Origin of the sequence: Mycobacterium sp. 852002-51961_SCH5331710 (genome assembly GCF_001665535.1) — a bacterium.
Taxonomy (GTDB): Bacteria; Actinomycetota; Actinomycetes; order Mycobacteriales; family Mycobacteriaceae; genus Mycobacterium.
The window spans coordinates 1-15,860 of sequence record NZ_LZSQ01000118.1; the positions used below are offsets into that span (position 1 = coordinate 1).

At 66.8% G+C, this 15,860-nt stretch carries 18 protein-coding genes; 10 read left to right on the forward strand and 8 right to left on the reverse strand.

Annotated elements, in window-relative coordinates; genetic code table 11:
* Window positions 1-151 precede the first annotated feature (151 nt).
* On the forward strand, window positions 152-1,498 hold the full coding sequence (locus tag A5752_RS22105) for an MFS transporter (RefSeq protein WP_067090236.1): 1,347 nt from the start codon (window positions 152-154) through the stop codon (window positions 1,496-1,498).
* 127 nt (window positions 1,499-1,625) lie between these two features.
* Here the strand turns inward: A5752_RS22105 and ppk2 are convergent, their stop codons facing one another.
* Window positions 1,626-2,516: a polyphosphate kinase 2 gene (gene ppk2 / locus A5752_RS22110; RefSeq protein WP_067090239.1), complete on the reverse strand. Its 891-nt coding sequence runs from the start codon at window positions 2,514-2,516 to the stop codon at window positions 1,626-1,628.
* A gap of 65 nt (window positions 2,517-2,581) precedes the next feature.
* Here ppk2 and A5752_RS22115 point away from each other — a divergent pair, with 65 nt between their 5' ends.
* Both A5752_RS22115 and A5752_RS22120 read left to right on the forward strand, forming a co-directional pair.
* Entirely contained in the window at window positions 2,582-3,199 is a 618-nt protein-coding gene (locus A5752_RS22115) for a rhomboid-like protein (protein WP_067090241.1), read from the forward strand.
* A 55-nt stretch (window positions 3,200-3,254) separates the two neighbouring features.
* Window positions 3,255-4,184 (forward strand): NAD(P)/FAD-dependent oxidoreductase, encoded by a 930-nt coding sequence (locus tag A5752_RS22120; RefSeq protein ID WP_067090244.1) that lies wholly within the window; start codon window positions 3,255-3,257, stop codon window positions 4,182-4,184.
* On the opposite strand, the gene A5752_RS27570 is transcribed toward A5752_RS22120, so the two are convergent.
* Window positions 4,169-4,339: a hypothetical protein gene (locus tag A5752_RS27570; RefSeq protein ID WP_156614096.1), complete on the reverse strand. Its 171-nt coding sequence runs from the start codon at window positions 4,337-4,339 to the stop codon at window positions 4,169-4,171. The genes A5752_RS22120 and A5752_RS27570 overlap by 16 nt on opposite strands.
* Before the next feature lie 45 nt (window positions 4,340-4,384).
* Window positions 4,385-4,639, reverse strand: a complete 255-nt coding sequence (locus A5752_RS22125; RefSeq protein ID WP_156614098.1) for a hypothetical protein — start codon at window positions 4,637-4,639, stop codon at window positions 4,385-4,387.
* A 128-nt stretch (window positions 4,640-4,767) separates the two neighbouring features.
* Here A5752_RS22125 and A5752_RS22130 point away from each other — a divergent pair, with 128 nt between their 5' ends.
* The 4 genes from A5752_RS22130 to A5752_RS22145 all read left to right on the forward strand — a co-directional run bounded on the left by A5752_RS22130 (window position 4,768) and on the right by A5752_RS22145 (window position 9,027).
* Complete coding sequence (locus tag A5752_RS22130; protein ID WP_067090307.1) at window positions 4,768-5,316, forward strand: YceI family protein; 549 nt, start codon at window positions 4,768-4,770, stop codon at window positions 5,314-5,316.
* 143 nt (window positions 5,317-5,459) lie between these two features.
* On the forward strand, window positions 5,460-7,013 hold the full coding sequence (locus A5752_RS22135; protein ID WP_067090249.1) for a serine/threonine-protein kinase: 1,554 nt from the start codon (window positions 5,460-5,462) through the stop codon (window positions 7,011-7,013).
* 106 nt (window positions 7,014-7,119) lie between these two features.
* Window positions 7,120-7,584, forward strand: coding sequence for a cyclic nucleotide-binding domain-containing protein (locus A5752_RS22140; RefSeq protein ID WP_067090252.1), 465 nt, complete (start codon window positions 7,120-7,122; stop codon window positions 7,582-7,584).
* A gap of 57 nt (window positions 7,585-7,641) precedes the next feature.
* Window positions 7,642-9,027, forward strand: a complete 1,386-nt coding sequence (locus A5752_RS22145) for a WS/DGAT/MGAT family O-acyltransferase (protein ID WP_067090255.1) — start codon at window positions 7,642-7,644, stop codon at window positions 9,025-9,027.
* Here the strand turns inward: A5752_RS22145 and A5752_RS22150 are convergent.
* Genes A5752_RS22150 through A5752_RS22160 form a run of 3 tightly spaced genes read right to left on the reverse strand, consistent with a single transcriptional unit; the run spans window position 9,010 to window position 13,329 of the window.
* Window positions 9,010-10,548 carry an MFS transporter gene (locus tag A5752_RS22150; protein WP_231983482.1) on the reverse strand — a complete coding sequence of 513 codons (1,539 nt, stop codon included), beginning with the start codon at window positions 10,546-10,548 and terminating at the stop codon, window positions 9,010-9,012. The genes A5752_RS22145 and A5752_RS22150 overlap by 18 nt on opposite strands.
* Window positions 10,549-10,558: 10 nt before the next feature.
* A complete protein-coding gene (locus tag A5752_RS22155) occupies window positions 10,559-12,850 on the reverse strand; it encodes an alpha/beta hydrolase-fold protein (RefSeq protein WP_067090257.1) in 2,292 nt (763 codons plus the stop codon).
* A gap of 53 nt (window positions 12,851-12,903) precedes the next feature.
* Window positions 12,904-13,329 carry a lipoprotein LpqH gene (locus A5752_RS22160; protein WP_067090259.1) on the reverse strand — a complete coding sequence of 142 codons (426 nt, stop codon included), beginning with the start codon at window positions 13,327-13,329 and terminating at the stop codon, window positions 12,904-12,906.
* A 123-nt stretch (window positions 13,330-13,452) separates the two neighbouring features.
* Here A5752_RS22160 and A5752_RS22165 point away from each other — a divergent pair, with 123 nt between their 5' ends.
* Both A5752_RS22165 and A5752_RS22170 read left to right on the forward strand, forming a co-directional pair.
* A complete protein-coding gene (locus tag A5752_RS22165) occupies window positions 13,453-14,262 on the forward strand; it encodes a DUF1206 domain-containing protein (protein ID WP_067090262.1) in 810 nt (269 codons plus the stop codon).
* Window positions 14,263-14,321: 59 nt separating this feature from the next.
* Entirely contained in the window at window positions 14,322-14,495 is a 174-nt protein-coding gene (locus tag A5752_RS22170) for a CsbD family protein (RefSeq protein ID WP_067090310.1), read from the forward strand.
* Window positions 14,496-14,504: 9 nt separating this feature from the next.
* Here the strand turns inward: A5752_RS22170 and arr are convergent, their stop codons facing one another.
* Together arr and A5752_RS28355 are read right to left on the reverse strand one after the other, a co-directional pair.
* The gene (gene arr, locus A5752_RS22175) at window positions 14,505-14,933 is read right to left on the reverse strand and encodes an NAD(+)--rifampin ADP-ribosyltransferase (RefSeq protein ID WP_067090264.1); all 429 of its coding nucleotides are present in this window, start codon (window positions 14,931-14,933) and stop codon (window positions 14,505-14,507) included.
* Window positions 14,934-15,128: 195 nt separating this feature from the next.
* Window positions 15,129-15,578, reverse strand: a complete 450-nt coding sequence (locus tag A5752_RS28355) for a M15 family metallopeptidase (protein ID WP_502686776.1) — start codon at window positions 15,576-15,578, stop codon at window positions 15,129-15,131.
* 85 nt (window positions 15,579-15,663) lie between these two features.
* Here A5752_RS28355 and A5752_RS28360 point away from each other — a divergent pair, with 85 nt between their 5' ends.
* Window positions 15,664-15,855 (forward strand): hypothetical protein, encoded by a 192-nt coding sequence (locus tag A5752_RS28360; protein WP_502686777.1) that lies wholly within the window; start codon window positions 15,664-15,666, stop codon window positions 15,853-15,855.
* Window positions 15,856-15,860 lie beyond the last annotated feature (5 nt).

A 15,860-nucleotide genomic window follows, 5' to 3' on the forward strand; every position in this document is an offset into this window, starting at 1 on the left:
CCCCGCCGAAGCACTCGACGAACTACTCTCCAACCCGTCCACACCGACAGCTGTTGCTTAGAGCACTAGAAACCGCCGCGTGAAAATGGGCGAGTTCGCGTCTGCTCGCGGATAGGGTGGCCCGGGCACCCGGCTCGGTGGGAGGTTGACGATGGCGACGACAACCCAAGCGGAACCGCCGCGGTCGACAGCCGCGGAAACCCGGCGGGCGATCTGGAACACGATCCGCGGCTCACTGGGCAACCTCGTCGAGTGGTACGACGTCTACATCTACACGGTGTTCGCCTCGTACTTCGAAGGCCAGTTCTTCGCCGAGTCCGAGAAGAACTCGACGGTGTACGTGTACGCGATCTTCGCGGTGACGTTCGTGATGCGGCCTGTCGGCTCGTGGTTCTTCGGACGTTTCGCCGACCGGCGAGGCCGACGCGCCGCGCTGACGGTCAGCGTGTCGCTGATGGCGCTGTGTTCCATGGTGATCGCGCTGGTGCCGTCGCAGGCGACGATCGGGGCGGCGGCTCCGATCGTACTGGTCCTCGCCCGCCTGGTGCAGGGGTTCGCGACCGGAGGCGAGTACGGGACGTCGGCGACATACATGTCGGAGGCGGCGACCCGCGAGCGCCGCGGTTTCTTCTCGTCGTTCCAGTACGTGACGCTGGTGGGCGGTCACGTGCTAGCGCAGTTCACGCTGCTGGTGCTCGACGCGTTCCTCGACGAGGATCAGCTGCACGACTTCGGCTGGCGCATCGGTTTCGCGATCGGCGGTGTCGCGGCGGTCGTGGTGTTCTGGCTGCGGCGCACGATGGACGAATCGCTCAGCGAGGACGTCATCGAAGCGACGAAGTCCGGCGAGGACAAGGGCGCCGGGTCGATGCGCGAGCTGTTCACCCGCTACTGGAAGCCGCTGCTCATCTGCTTCCTGATCACGATGGGCGGCACCGTCGCGTTCTACACCTACAGCGTCAACGCGCCCGCGATCGTGAAGACGGCGTACAAGGGCGCGGGGATGACGGGCACCTGGATCAACCTGATCGGGCTGATCTTCCTGATGCTGCTGCAGCCGGTCGGCGGAATGATCAGCGACAAAGTGGGACGCAAGCCGCTGCTGCTGTGGTTCGGCTTCGGCGGGCTGGTGTACACCTACATCCTGATCACCTATCTGCCCGAAACCCGTTCTCCGCTCGCGTCTTTCCTGCTGGTGGCGGTCGGATACATCATCCTCACCGGCTACACCTCGATCAATGCGCTGGTCAAGTCGGAGCTGTTCCCGGTGCACGTGAGGGCGCTCGGGGTGGGCGTGGGCTACGCGTTGGCGAACTCGATGTTCGGCGGCACGGCGCCGCTGATCTACCAGGCGCTCAAGGCGCGCGATCAGGTGCCGCTGTTCATCGGCTACGTGACGGTGTGCATCGCGATCTCGCTTCTGGTGTACATCTTCGCCCTGAAGAACAAGTCGGAGACGTTCCTGGATCGGGAGCGCGGTGCCGCGTTCGTGCGCTGATTTCACGCGTGCGTGAGACTGTTACCATCTAGACGAATCATGTGATGTGCCAGCGCCCTAGCCTCGCCGAGGGATCCGGGGGTTGAGTTGTTCGCCGTCACAGAAGGGTTCGACAAGTTATGCGCCGTCAATCCTCCAGCGCCCGCCCGACGATCAGCGGATCGGGCTCGCCGACCACCTCGTGGTCCTTGTCGTCATAGTCGAAGCGCGACAACAAGTATCGCATCGCGTTGATCCGGCCGCGCTTCTTGTCGTTGCTCTTGACCACGATCCACGGGGCGTAGTCGGTGTCTGTGGCGACGAACATGTCCTCCTTGGCCTGGGTGTAGGCCTCCCACCGGTTGACCGCTTCCATGTCCATCGACGAGAACTTCCACTGACGCAGCGGATCGACGAGCCGGATCGCGAACCGCGTCCGTTGCTCGGAGGGCGAGACGGAGAACCAGAACTTGGTCAGATGCAGTCCCGAGTTGACGAGCATCTCCTCGAATGCCGGTGCCTGCCGCATGAACTCGGCGTGTTGTTCAGGTGTGCAGAAGCCCATGACCCGCTCCACGCCGGCGCGGTTGTACCAGGAGCGGTCGAAGAGCACCATCTCTCCGGCGGTGGGCAGATGTTTGACGTATCGCTGGAAGTACCACTGCGACTTCTCTTCTTCGGTCGGCTTCTCCAGCGCGACGACGCGGGCGCCCCGAGGGTTGAGGTGCTCCATGAAGCGCTGGATCGAGCCGCCCTTGCCCGCCGCGTCTCGACCCTCGAACACAATGACGTGTCGTGCGCCGGTGCGCTTGCTCCAGTTCTGCAGCTTGAGCAGCTCGATCTGCAGGCGCCGCTTGGTGCGCTCGTATTCGTCGCGGCTCATCCGCTCGTCGTACGGGTAGCGCTCGCGCCAGGTCTGGATCGGATTACCGTCACGGTCCAGCAGCACCGGGTCGTCTTCGTCCTCGTCGTTGACGGTGTATCCGTGGTTGTCGGTCGCGAGGGCGTCCAGGTCGATCTCTGAGTCTGCAGTCGTCATCACCGGCTCCTAATGAGCCTCGCCTACCCGCATGCCTGCGCGGCTAACCGCGCTAACCTCAGCGGGTGCGGCTTCTCCGCGCCGTGGCCGGCGCCCCGTTGAGTTTCCTGTGGCTGCTCGTTCTGCTCGTCACGACGCGTGTGCAGCGCTCGGCCGGTCGTCGGGGTTCGCGACGGATCCAGCGCAGGAACTCCACGAACCTGCGCCGGCTGCGGTCAGAACCGCATCGGGTGCTCACCACCAGCCTGTTCTGGCTCGACGACCACAGGTGGTGGCCGTATGTCCCGGTGTTCGTCACCGTCGTCGCGCCTGCGGAGCGACGATTGCGTTGGTGGCGTTGGCTTCTCGTGGGCATCTGCGCCCACGTCATCGGCACCTACGTCGGGCAGAGCTACCTGCGGCTGCTGATTCGGAAGGGCCGAGCGCCGCAGCGGCTCGAGAACGCGCGCGATGTCGGGGTGAGCTACTTCGTCCTCGGGGTGGCCGGTGCGCTGTCGGGCTACACCCGCAAGCAATGGCGCCCCGGCGCCCAGGCCGTCGCGACGCTGGCGCTCGCCGGGAACGCCGCCGCCCGGCCGACGTTCACCGAAGTCGGGCACCTGACCGCGTTCCTCGTCGGCCTCGCCGCGGTCCCGCTCACGCCGGACCGCGACTCGCAGCCCTACCCGCCGCTACCGCGCTGACCTCGGCTAATCCGCGCCGAGGTTTCGCGATTGCCACCTCGGGAACGATGTGGCCATGGATTGGGAATGTGCCGTCGTCGGGGGCGGCGCCGCCGGGCTGAGCGCCGCCCTCGTGTTGGGGCGGGCGAGACGTCGGACGGTCGTCATCGACGCCGACGAACAGAGCAACCGCGCCGCCAACGTCATCGGCGGCATGCTCGGCTACGACCAGCGTCCGCCCGCCGAGCTGTACGCACAGGGGCGTCGCGAGCTGACCGCCTACCCCAGCGTCGAGTACCGCCACGGAAAGATCGTCAGTGGCCGCCCTGTCGACAACGGCTTCATCCTCGAAGCCGACGACGGCGATCCGATCCTCGCCAAACGCGTGCTGCTCGCCACCGGCATGCAGTACTGCCCACCCGACCTGCCCGGCCTCGCGGAGCTCTGGGGCACCTCGGTGTTCCAGTGCCCGTTCTGCCACGGCTGGGAGATGCGCGACAAGCGCCTCGCCACCATGGCGGCCGGTGAAGAGGCCATGCATTCGGCGCTGATGCTGCGCGGCTGGAGCGACGACGTCGTTCTGCTCACCGATGGACGCACCGACCTGTCGCCGACCGACAAGAAGGTGCTGGAAGCCGCCAACGTCACGATCGAAGACCGCCGTGTCGTCGAATTGCTCAGCGAAAACGGACAACTCAGTGCGATCGCCTTCGCCGACGGCGACCGACTGGCTCGCGACGGCCTGCTGGTCGAGGCTCCACTCAAACAACGCTCACAGCTCGCCGACCAGTTGGGCGCCGCCTGCACACCAGGCCCGCTGGCGGCCGACACCATCAGCATCGACCCCATCCACCGCACGGAGGCCAGCGGCGTGTTCGCCGCCGGCGACCTGTGCAGCGAACAGCCTTACGTCGCAGGCGCGATCGCGGCGGGATCGAAGGCGGCGATGATCATCGTGCAGAGCCTGCTGGCCGATGAGTTCAGCCTGCCCTACCCGCCGATCTGACCCAGCAACGCGTCGCACGTCACCGGCAGATCCCGCACCCGGACGCCGGTGGCGTGGTAGACCGCGTTGACGACCGCAGCGGGCGAGCCGACAATACCGATCTCGCCGGTGCCGTCGACGGACACGGTGATATCGGTGAAGTGGGCTGACTCCATTGCACGCAGGTACCCGTGCCGGGCCTGGTGAAACGGCCGCGGGCGTCACTCCTCGTGCTGTTTCCTGCCGAGGATCTTTTCCAGCTCGTCGGTCAGATGGTGATGGTGGTGGCGCTTGGGCCGCGAGAAGTCCAGCCCCACGTGTTCCGGACCGTAGGTCATGGCGCCGTTCTCGAGGGTGCCGACGACCATGTGCTCACAGGGCAGGCGATACATAACGCCGCCTTCGGCGTTCGTCACCCACTGAATCTCTTTCTCGTCAACGCTCTCGCCGCATTCTGGACATTCGACTGTGGTCATCGTTGGCGCCTTTCCGCTGTCTTCACGGTTGAGTCTGGTGTTCGCCGCACACCGGCGACAGTGACGAAAGGCCTCGCCGGAACGCCGAGAGTCACAAGACGCCGGCGTCCTCGGCGACAATGGACGGCATGTCCCCGCAATCGTGGAACCTGGATCAGTCCGACGGTGTGTTGACGATCCGCACCGGCGTCGAGGGCCGGGCGGCAAAGACGGGCCACCGCCTGACCATCGCCGTGAACACCTGGCATGCCACGGTGCGATGGTCCGATGGCGAACCCACCGAGGTCACGCTGTCCGCCGAGGTGGACTCGCTCGAGGTGCGCGGCGGGGAGGGCGGCGTGACGCCGTTGACGGGTCCGGAGAAGGCGCTCGCGCGATCGAACGCGCTCAAAGTGCTGAATTCGAAGCGGTTTCCGCGGATCGAGTTCGAAACGAGTGACGTCGAGAAGACGAGCGACGGTTACCGTCTTGCCGGCGCGCTGAAGATCAACGGCAAGACACGCGACCAGGTGGTCGCCCTGACCGTGCAGGACATCGACGGCATGTGGCACATGTCATCGGAAACCGTCGTGCGGCACTCTGACTTCGGCCTCAAGCCGTGCTCGATGCTGATGGGCTCGATGAAGGTCGCCGACGCCGTGACCGTCGCGTTCACGGCGAAACGAAATAGCCGGTAGCCTGGCGCACTGAGCAAATCGCCTGTGCTGCTGCGATATCGGAGCCGCCGGCGATATCCGCTGCGGGGAGCGGGTTACGTAAGACGGCGTTGCGGGAACACCACTGGTTGCTGCGCTGGTGTCGAGAAGAGAAAGGATGGCATGTGAGCTCCCCGAAGGGCGGTTCCCGTCTGGGCACGCGATTCGGGCCGTATGAGCTGAAGTCTCTGATCGGCGTCGGCGGCATGGGCGAGGTCTACCGCGCGTGGGACACCGCAAGGGAACGGACCGTGGCCATCAAGCTGCTACGTCCGGATATGGCGGCAGATCCCAACTTCCAGGAACGCTTCCGACGTGAGTCGCGTGTCGCCGCGCGCCTGCAGGAACCGCACGTCATCCCCGTTCACGACTTCGGTGACATCGACGGTGTGCTCTACATCGACATGCGACTCGTCGAGGGCGCCAGCCTCAAGGAGTTGCTGCGGACCAACGGACCTTTGCCGGCGACGCGTGCGGTGTCGATCATCACGCAGGTGGCGTCCGCGCTGGACGCCGCGCATGCGAACGGGCTGGTGCACCGCGACATCAAGCCCGAGAACGTGCTGCTGACCCACGACGACTTCGTCTATCTCGTCGACTTCGGTATCGCGCACGGCGGCGGTGAAGCGACGGTGACCAAGACCGGCCTGGTCATCGGGTCGTGTGCCTACATGGCGCCCGAACGCATCAGCGGCGAGCGCGGCGGCCCGGCCTCCGACATCTACTCGCTGACCTGCCTGCTCTACGAATGCCTGACCGGCCGAGCGCCGTACGACTCCGGCGACCTGCGCGAGATCATGGGCGCGCACCTGTTCTCGCCTCCGCCGCGGCCGAGCATCATGCGACGCGGCATCAGCCGAGCGTTCGACGAGGTCATCGAGCGCGGGATGGCGAAAAAGCCCACGGACCGGTTCTCGAGGGCCGGGGAGCTCGCCAGGGCCGCGGCGGCCGCCACCGAGCAGGCGCCACCCGCCGCTCCGATAGCGCCGCCACCACCACCGGCACCGTCGACGCGCCAGTTCTCGGCCGTCGACCCGAACCCGGTGAGCACCCGGTATCAGGCCGCGTACGCGCCGCTGCCGCCGCCACCGGCGAAGCGCAAGCGCTTCACCCCGACGCAGATCGGCCTGGTAGCCGCGACGATCGCGCTGTTCACGGTGGCGATAGTGCTCGCCATCGTCCTGGCATTCAGCAACAACGACGGTGGATCGGCGCCGCAGACGCGGTTGGCCGCGCCGCCGTCAACGACGACCGAGACGACGGCCCCGTCCACGACGGAGACGACCACGCCGTCGACCACCGCGACCACGACGAGCCCGACCCCGACCACCAGCGGGCCGCCGATCGCCGGCGTCTCGGGCACCGATTCGCAGGGGTTCATCGGGCACACCACGCGTTGCGAGTCGGGGAGCACGCCGGTCGCCGCGATCCGCACGTCGCAATCGCTGGCGGTGATCTGCGAGACCGGCCAGGGCACGTACCAGTACCGCGGCGAGCGTCTGCGCGACGGCGCGAACGTCCAGCTCAACAATGCGCAGCCGATGGGCGGCGGGTTCGTGGCCACCAATCCGGCGGACGGGGCGCGCTACGACGTGCAGCCCGGGCTGCTGACCATTTCGAGCAACGGCAAGGTCGATTCGGCCGAACCGGCGCTGGAGTACGGCACCGCGGCCGGCTAACCGGCGATTTGTGTGCATTTACGCGCGCTGAGCGCTCGTTTTTGTACACAAATCGCGCAGGTCGGCTACCGTTCGGCCAGGGACACGTCTCGGATCGGGGATCCACATGGACAACCGCAAGTACGCCCGCGAGAGCGAACAGGCTCGCAGACAGGAAATTGAACAGGACGCCCGCCGGCTCCGGGAGTTCGAAACCTTCTCCAAATTCTCCGACAACGACCTGCGACGCCTGGTCGAAGCGGCGCACCGCACGTCCACCTCGGGGCCGTGGCCGCTGATCCAGGAGCAGACCCCGTCGGACGCCTGCTACATCCTGCTCGACGGCGAGGTCGGCGTGTACGTCGGTCACAACCGCATCGCGGTCGTCGGCCCCGGCGAGGTGATCGGCGAATCGGTGCTGCGTCGCGGTTCGCTGCGCAACGCGACCGTGACGACGACGGGACGCGCCGAGGTACTGCACATCAACCGCGACGACCTCGCCCGCCTCGTCGATGAGATGCCGGCGCTGCGCAAGGCGATGGACGAGACCGTCGCCCGTCACGCGCCGCAAGCCGCCGCTGAACAGAGCTGACCGGGCCTAACCTCCCTCATGGTTTGACGCGGGTGTCAACGCGGGTACGCCGCGTGAATGGAACGGCTCAGTGCGTTCGACGCGACGATGCTCTACAGCGAATCATCCAGTGTCCCACTGAATGTCTGTTCCATCGCCTGTCTTGACACGTCGACCATCCCTGGTGGCTACGACTTCGAACGAGCTCGCGACCATCTGGCCACACGGTTGAAGGCGTTGCCTGAACTACGGGCAAAGCTCGCCAACAGTCAGCTCAACCTCGATCATCCAGTGTGGGTCGACGATGACGATCTCGACCTCGAATACCACCTGCACCGCATCGCGCTGCCCGCACCCGGCGGGCGCAACGAACTCGTCGACGTCTGCTCGCGCATCGCCGCGGCGCCACTCGACCGCAGCAAGCCGCTGTGGGAGATGTGGGTGATCGAGGGCATCTCCGGAACCGACCCGTTCAACGGCGGCGACGTCGCACTGCTGATCAAGGTGCACCACGCCGCGGTGGACGGGGTGTCGGCGGCGAACCTGATCAGCACGCTGTGCGACCTCGAACCGGACGGCGCCGCACCCGAACCCGTCGAGGGTTTCGGCGGCGCGAAGCCGTTCGAGATCGCCGCAGGCGGATTGGTGCGCGCGTTCATGCGTCCGCTTCAACTCACCCGGGCGGTGCCCGCGACGATGCAGACACTCGTCAGCACCATCACCCGCGCACGCAGCGGCAACGCGATGGCCGCTCCGTTCTCGGCCCCGGCGACGGTGTTCAACGCCGAGATCACCTCCGACCGCACCATCGCGGTGGCGCAGCTCGAGCTCGACGACGTCAAGAAGGTGAAGAACGCGTTCGACGTCAAGGTCAACGACGTCGTCATGGCGCTGTGCGCCGGCGCGCTGCGTGAGTACCTGCTCAAGCGCGGCGAGCTTCCGGACAAGCCGCTGATCGCGGTGGTCCCGGCGTCGGTACACGACAAGTCCGACCGGCCCGGCCGCAACCAGCTCTCGGGCTTCTTCAACAACCTGCAGACCCACATCGAGGATCCCGCCGAACGGCTCCGCACCATCGCCGAATCCAGCTCTCGCGCTAAGGCTCACAGCGCCGACATCGCTCCCACGCTGCTCGCGGACGTGACCCAGGCGCTGCCGCCGGCACTGTTCGGTATGGCAATGGACGTGCTGTCCCGCACGCCGCTCAAGCGCACCCCTATCCACAACGTGGTGATCTCGAATGTGGCTGGGCCGCAGGACAAGCTGTACGCGATGGGCGCGGAGATGAAGGCGCTCTATCCGCTGGGTCCGATCTTCCACGGCTCGGGGCTCAACATCACGGTCATGTCGTTGGACGGCAAGCTCAACGTCGGGATCATCTCGTGCCGGAAGCTCGTCAACGACCTGTGGGATTTGGCCGACCGCTTCGAGACCGCGCTCGACGAGCTACTGGCCGCCTGCTGAGCGCTTCGCCGGCTTGATCAACCACAGCGCCAGGATGATCGCCGCGATCGGGCCGACGGCCATGATCAAGCTCAACGTATGGATCGCGTCGACGGCGTTGTGCGGCGCCTGTTCGACCACCAACCTCGCCTGCTCGGGATTCACCAGCTGCGCGCCGTGACCGCCGTGCACGGTCAGCAGCGCCTCACGCGTCTCGGCGCGCGTGATCCCCGAATGGGATAGGTCGTGTGCGCTGTCGGTGAGGAACAGGTTGATGCCCACGAGCGCGAAAAGTGCGGGGCCGAGCGAGTATCCGCCCTCGTTGACCGCGCTCTTGACCGCCGACACCGCGCCGCCGAGATCATCGGGCGCGCTGCTCATCATGATCATGGCTTGCGGCGTCGTGACCAGAGCGCCGCCGACCACGATCAGCGCGGTGGTGACGAACACCGTCGTGCGCGTCGTGTCCAGGTCGTAGAACCGCATCGTCAGTAACCCGCCGAGCATGACGATCAGCCCCGTGACCATCACGGCTCGGGGACTGAACCGGTTCGCGGTGGGTCCGGCGGACGTGGCGGCGACGGCGGCCAACGCGGTAGCCGGGATCAGCAGCAGGCCGAACAGCTCGTGCGACTCCTTGCGGATCGTGACGAGATAGAACGACAGGAGCACCATCGATCCGCCGAGCACCACGTTGAACATCACCCCGGCGGTGACGGCCGCGTTGAACCGGCCCGTCCGGAACACCCGCATGTCGAGCGCGGGGTCGCTCGTGCGCAATTCCTGCACGACGAAGGCACATCCGGCCAGCAGGCCGACGCCGATCGCGACCAGACCCACCGCGTTGATACCGGTCTCGATGCGCGAGACGCCGAAGATCAGCCCCAGCAGCGCCACGGCGAACAACGCCATCCCGAGCACGTCGAGGCGACGCACCGCGCGCACCGTCTCCGGTACGAACCGCCACGTGACGAGCAAGCCCACTGCGCCGACGATCGGAACGACGAAAAAGCAGGCGCGCCAACCGATCACGTGGCCCAGCATCCCGCTGATCGCCGGCATCGGGGTGGCGACGGCGTAGCCCACGCCGAAGTAGGCGGCGATCGCCGCGGCCCGCCGTCCCGGCGCGAACACCGCGTTGGTGATCGCGAGCGAGAGGCCGATCAGAAATGCTGACATCACGCCGGCGCCCGCCCGCGCGATGATCAGCATCAACGGCACGGGCGACACCGCGGCGAGCACGCTGAACGCGATGGCTCCGGCCATCCCGAGCAGGTACATGCACCGCATGCCGTACAGGTCGCCCAGCGCGCCGGCGCTGAGGACGGCGGCCGCCATGGTCAACGTGGCCAGGCTTGCGACGAATGTGGAGGTGGTCCCGCTGATTCCCAGGCCCCTCGAGATGAGTTGCAGGTTGGCCGAGAAGGTGGTCGGGTCGCCGATCGCGATGGCATAGCCGAGGCCCATCGCGATGATCGTCATGAGAGCGGCGAGCCCCGATACCTGACGCTGCTCGGCGTCGACACGAGTACCGTCCGGCACGCGCGGGATGTTACCGGCGGAGAAGCGCCGCCATCACCTCTTTCGAGGGGACCGTCGCGGCGGTCAGCGCTATGGTGTGCCGCCCGACGGGCACGTGAACGACCGGACCGGTCGGCTCGCCGTCGAGCAACACCGCGATATCTGGGGGCAGCGCAGCCAGTTCGACGCGTGTGACCGTGTCGGTCGAGACGTCGATGGTCGACGTGTCCAGCGACGCCAGCCCGGCCCTGGCCACGTCGACGGTGATGCCCGCGACGCCGGTGAGCTTCAGTGTCAAGAAAGGTATCGGTTCGACGGCCGCACCTGTGCGCCACAGCAGTTCGGTGTAGAGGCCGGGGGACAGGTCGAGGTCGGGTTCCACGCCCCGGTGGCGCCGGATCGTCCGGGTGGGGTCCGGGCGCGCATACGAGCGCGCGTCAACCGATGCGACCGCACCACGCCGACCGGTCAGCCCCGGATCGGCCGCCAGATCCGAGATCCACCAAACATGTTGCGGGCCAAGGCCGAGATCCGGCCGGACGAGCTCCGGATACCAGGCATAGGTGATGTGTCCGGGATCGGGTTGGCGAAGCCCCGTGCCCATGTGGGCAATCGGATCGTCGAACTCGTCGTCGAGCACCCACGTGACGTGGTCCTCGAAGGGGTAGACGGTGAACCGGTAGCGGTAGCCCAGCCGGTCCAGCTCGAGCACCTGCGACAGCACGGAGGTGATCGGGACGAACTGGTCGAGCACGCCGTGGGCGATGACGAACGGAAGCCATCGAGCGTTGGGCAGGAGCTCCCAGGTGTCGCCCGCGCGGGCGCAGTGGGAGTTCGGGTCGAGGTTTCCGGGGACGTCGACGTTGGGCAGCAGTCGTACGCCGCAGACCGGAGGCCCGGCCAAAGCGACGGCCTGCGCGAAGACCTGCGGGTATGTCAGTCCCAGTTTGTACGCCGCATAGCCGCCCATGGAGTAGCCCGACACCACCGTGCGGTTGGGATCGGTGCCGAGCTGTTCGGCCACCCGCGCCCACACCTCCCACACGTCGAGTTCGCCTTCGTCGAAGTACCAGCACGACGGTCCGCGGGCCAGCGGTGTCACCACCACCGATTCGCGGTCCTCGCAGACCTGATGGAGCAGGCGCGGGTCGATTGCGGCGAACTGGTTCTGGCCCAACGCAAGTGAGTGCAGCAGCAACGTCAGCGGTAGCGTGCGGCCGGGCGTATAGGTGGAGGGCAGGCAAACGGAATAGGGCTGCACACGGCCCAGGAACTGTGGATCGGTACTCAGGACGTTCGTCTTGGTGACGCCCTGGCCCAGCTCGATCGACGAGACGTACCACCGGGTCGATGTCCCACGCACGAGCGGCTCGTCGGTGGTGACGCGATCGGCGAGTCGGTCCCAAGCGAGCGCCAAGGAGAACTCGGTGACATCGCCGTCGCTGAGCGCGGCGGCTTGTGCCTGATCGGACCAGAAGTTCAGGTGCGCCTTCTCCTGCTGATGAGTGCGAAAGGCGATGTTGTAGACGTTCGGCTGGCCCGGCCGCGCACCGCGGGTGGCGGGCACGTCGGCGAACGCGTCGCCCGTGTCGTCGGCCAACCCGGCGGCCAGGCGGACGGTCCAACTGCCTTCCGGTTCGACCAGGTTCCGCGGCACCTTGGCGAGAAAAGACCGGGACTGCATGTCGACGGCGTGTTCGACCGGCGTCGACGACTGCGTGGTGAGGTCCATCAGCCGCGCGCCCTTGGCGGAGATGAGCAGGGCGGTGTCGATTCCGGCCGAGGTGACCCCGGCCTTCGCGGGCCACTCGTTGGTGGGCGCGGCCGCGCGGTCGGTGTCGAAGGTGAACAGCGCTATGGGGATTGACGCGTCGAGAAGGGTGTTCCAGTCGACGCGCCACCATGTATGGGTGTCGGTGAGGCCGATCGCGACGCGGAAGATGTCGGCACCGTTGCGAGCTGAAGGCCCATCGGGGTAGAAGTAGGTACCGCGCGGGGGCACCAGTCCGCCGGTCGGGATGTCGACGAGCAAGCCTGTCGCACCGTGGTCGTCGTAGAGGAAATCGGTCCAGAAGAACGCGCCGTCGGCGTAGCGGCCGGTGCCGCACGTACGGGGAAAGTCTTCGCCGAATGGCCAACCGTCCGGTGCGGGGAGTTTTGGTTCGGGACGCAACGCGGCGGCCGGCACGCCCTCGGGCATGCCGTTGATGACTTTCAGGTCCGGTGGCGCGGCGGCATCCTGCGGTCTGACGGTCTTCAACACGGATTCGGCTGCGCGGACGCCGATGCGGACGGGTAGCAGCGCCAGATCGATGAGGGACATGGCCCCCAACGTAGGAGGAGTGCGGCGGACCGCGGGGATTTACGGCCCGACTCTCAGCAGGGCGCCTTGATCTGGAAGGGCATCGTGCGCGTCTGGCCTGGGTGCTTCCCGTCGGCGCCGACGAGGGTGCCGGAGATGGTGTAAACGTTGCCGCTGGTGGTCGCTTCGGCCTTACCGGCGTCGCCGCCCAGCGAGCCGTTGATCTCGTTGACGTTCTCGATGTTGACCGTCCGTACCACCGGCTTCTCGCCACCGAGCTCCAGGAACACGCTCGCGCTGCCCGTCTTCGCCTTGGCGTCGATCTGCATCGACCACTGATGCTGGGTGCACTCGACCGACTGGGTGTCGACGCCGTTGCCGTCGATGACGATTCGGCCGGACTGGGCGGGTTCCTCCGACGGCGTCGGCCCGACCAGACCGCAGCCCGCGACGACGGCCACCGTCGCCAACACCGGTAACGCACTCGACCGGATTCGCATGAGACACCTCCACCCTGGCGTGGGGAGGTTACCGCGGCCGGACACCGCCGAGGGCGGTCATCGTCGTTTCGCCAGGAAACAGCCCGGGTAATAAAGCCGGGTGTCAGGCGGTCCGGCGCCAGCATGAGCTTCAAGGGCGCAGTCAACGAGGCCACCGAGAGTCGAGTGGTCCAGTTCTTCGCGCGTGCCGGATATCCGGTCAGCGGGACGCTGCACCTGCTCGTCGCGTACACGATCGTGCGGATCGCAATGGGCTTCGGCGGTGAGGCCGACCAGTCCGGCGCCCTGGCGACACTGGCCACCGAGGGCGGTGGGACGTTCTCGCTGTGGATCGTCGCCGTCGGCCTGATCGCGCTGGCGATGTGGCGGTTCGCCGAGACGGTGCTGGGCCTGCATCCGGGCGAGAGCACGGAGGCGCACAAACGGGACTCGCCACTCATGAACCGGCTCAGGGCCTTTGGGTTGGGTCTGGTTTACTGCGCGGTCGCCTTCACCGCGATCCAGACCGCGTTGGGCGCGAGAAAGCGCGGCAGTGAGCAGACCGCCGGCTTGAGCGCGAGGCTGATGCAGTCCGACGGCGGCAAGGCGGTGTTGGTGCTCGCGGGGTTGTTCGTCGCTGTGATCGGGGCCTACTTCGTGCACAAGGGCGCGTCGCGGAAGTTCCTCAAGGACCTCACGGTGCCGGGTGGACGGCTGGTCACGGTGCTGGGTGTGTGCGGTCATGTCGCGGAGGGCGCAGTCCTTTTCGCGGCGGGAATGTCGATCGTCGTCGCGACCTACGTCAGCGATCCGACCAAGTCGACGGGCCTCGACGGCGCGGTCAAGGCGCTCGGCCGCGCGCACTACGGTCCGGCGATCCTGATCATCGCGGCGGCGGGCTTCGCGGCGTATGGGCTGTACAGCTTCGCGCTGGCCCGCTACTCCCGCATGTGACGTTTCCGATCCGAACCGGCGAGGTATCCGGGCGGAAGTCGAGCCGAGGAGGACACATCGTGAGCGCAGCGGACAAGGCGAGGAACAAGGTCGACAATCTCGCCGGTAAGGCGAAGGAAGCGGTCGGCAAACTGACCGGCGACGCGCGCACCCGCGACGAGGGACGCAGCGACCAGGCAATGTCCAACTTCAAGGACGCCGGCGAGAAGATCAAGGACGCGTTCAAGAAGTAGCACGAAGGTTCAGTCGTAGATGACGGCCATTCCCCGGCGTCGGAGGTCCTCGAGGCCGTCCAGCATGGCCTGAATCTGCTCGGGGGTGTGTCCCACCCAGTCGGTGATCTCGCCGACGACCTTCACCGGTTCGCGGGTGCGATAGGACCGTGTCGGATTGCCGGGCAGCTTCTTGTCGGTGACGTTGGGGTCGTCCTCGACCTCGCCCAGTGGTTCGACCATGTAGATGCGGCCGCGTCCCTCGCCGGCCGCCAGCTCGGCGCCCCAGGTGGCGGCGTCCAGGGTTTGCGTGATGTAGACGTGGTTGGAGATGCGCCCGTCTTCGAAGTTCGACGGGCGCCCGGGCACCAGCAGATCACCCACAGCGAGGTCGGCCTTGGTGCCGTGAAGGTAGGCACCAGACTCGTGGACTTCGAACGGTTTTGGCGGGTTCGACACACTGCTCCTTCGTCCGTGGTGTGCGTGCCGGACGATTGTGCAGCAGGTCAGGGGCCTTGCCGCAAGCCCCACCCCCTGACGTAAAGTGAGAGTGGGACGACATTCGCAGGGTCTGTCCCCCCCCAATAATCCCCTCCGCAGCGGAAGCGTCGTCCAGGCGACGGGCTGAGAACTTGAATTCCTCTGCCGCGGTGCTTATTCGGGCTTCTCGAAGTGCTGGTAGTCCTTGGGAGTTTCCCAATCGCCGCCCCATGTCCAGCCGCGGTCGGTGAAGATCTTCACCGCGGGGTCGCCGTCGTGCAGCAGGCCCGGGTCGATACGGGTGCGGTCGAGATAGGCGCCGGCGGTGGCGGGCTCGAGGCCGCCGCTGTCATCGATGTACGGGTTGATGAGCGGATTGATGTCGATGGCACGGCCGTAGGCGTGGAAGGACCAGTTGCCCGATCCGGGGATGCCGCGGCAGCTGAACGCCGACGTGTTGTTGTCGCGCATCGACAATTCGTCTTCGGCGCCCGGATAGTGATCGGGCGTCTGCATCTTCTGGATCGGATAGCGCGCTTCGCGCAGCTGCTCGAAGATCTCGATGACCTCTGGCACCAAGTCTTGGTGTACGACCAACTCCCCGCGATGGGTCTGGGAATCCATTCCGAGATAGTCTATTTCGACGCGCCGCAGCCGCTCCGGAGCCAAAGGGCAACCGGGACGCCAACTTTCGCCGAGGTCGGCGGCGGTGACGGGAAGGACTTCGGCAGACGCCGGTGTGGTCGGCGGGGGAGGAGGCGCGGCGGTCGGCTGCGGCGCGGTGGTCGTGCTCGGTGGCGGGGTCGGCGCGGCCGGCGGCGGCGAGGACGTGCACTGCACAAGCAGCGCAGCCGCCGCGGCGATGGCGGCCAGCCTGGTGATCGCGACGGTACGACCGTAGTTGCC

What these genes read in the sequence shown, in the direction of transcription:
- A5752_RS22105 (WP_067090236.1), top strand. Translation starts at nt 152, where the DNA reads ATGGCGACGACAACCCAAGCGGAACCGCCGCGGTCGACAGCCGCGGAA.
- ppk2 (WP_067090239.1), bottom strand. Translation starts at nt 2,516, where the DNA reads ATGACGACTGCAGACTCAGAGATCGACCTGGACGCCCTCGCGACCGAC.
- A5752_RS22120 (WP_067090244.1), top strand. Translation starts at nt 3,255, where the DNA reads ATGGATTGGGAATGTGCCGTCGTCGGGGGCGGCGCCGCCGGGCTGAGC.
- A5752_RS27570 (WP_156614096.1), bottom strand. Translation starts at nt 4,339, where the DNA reads ATGGAGTCAGCCCACTTCACCGATATCACCGTGTCCGTCGACGGCACC.
- A5752_RS22125 (WP_156614098.1), bottom strand. Translation starts at nt 4,639, where the DNA reads ATGACCACAGTCGAATGTCCAGAATGCGGCGAGAGCGTTGACGAGAAA.
- A5752_RS22130 (WP_067090307.1), top strand. Translation starts at nt 4,768, where the DNA reads ATGTCCCCGCAATCGTGGAACCTGGATCAGTCCGACGGTGTGTTGACG.
- A5752_RS22140 (WP_067090252.1), top strand. Translation starts at nt 7,120, where the DNA reads ATGGACAACCGCAAGTACGCCCGCGAGAGCGAACAGGCTCGCAGACAG.
- A5752_RS22145 (WP_067090255.1), top strand. Translation starts at nt 7,642, where the DNA reads ATGGAACGGCTCAGTGCGTTCGACGCGACGATGCTCTACAGCGAATCA.
- A5752_RS22155 (WP_067090257.1), bottom strand. Translation starts at nt 12,850, where the DNA reads ATGTCCCTCATCGATCTGGCGCTGCTACCCGTCCGCATCGGCGTCCGC.
- A5752_RS22160 (WP_067090259.1), bottom strand. Translation starts at nt 13,329, where the DNA reads ATGCGAATCCGGTCGAGTGCGTTACCGGTGTTGGCGACGGTGGCCGTC.
- A5752_RS22165 (WP_067090262.1), top strand. Translation starts at nt 13,453, where the DNA reads ATGAGCTTCAAGGGCGCAGTCAACGAGGCCACCGAGAGTCGAGTGGTC.
- A5752_RS28355 (WP_502686776.1), bottom strand. Translation starts at nt 15,578, where the DNA reads ATGGATTCCCAGACCCATCGCGGGGAGTTGGTCGTACACCAAGACTTG.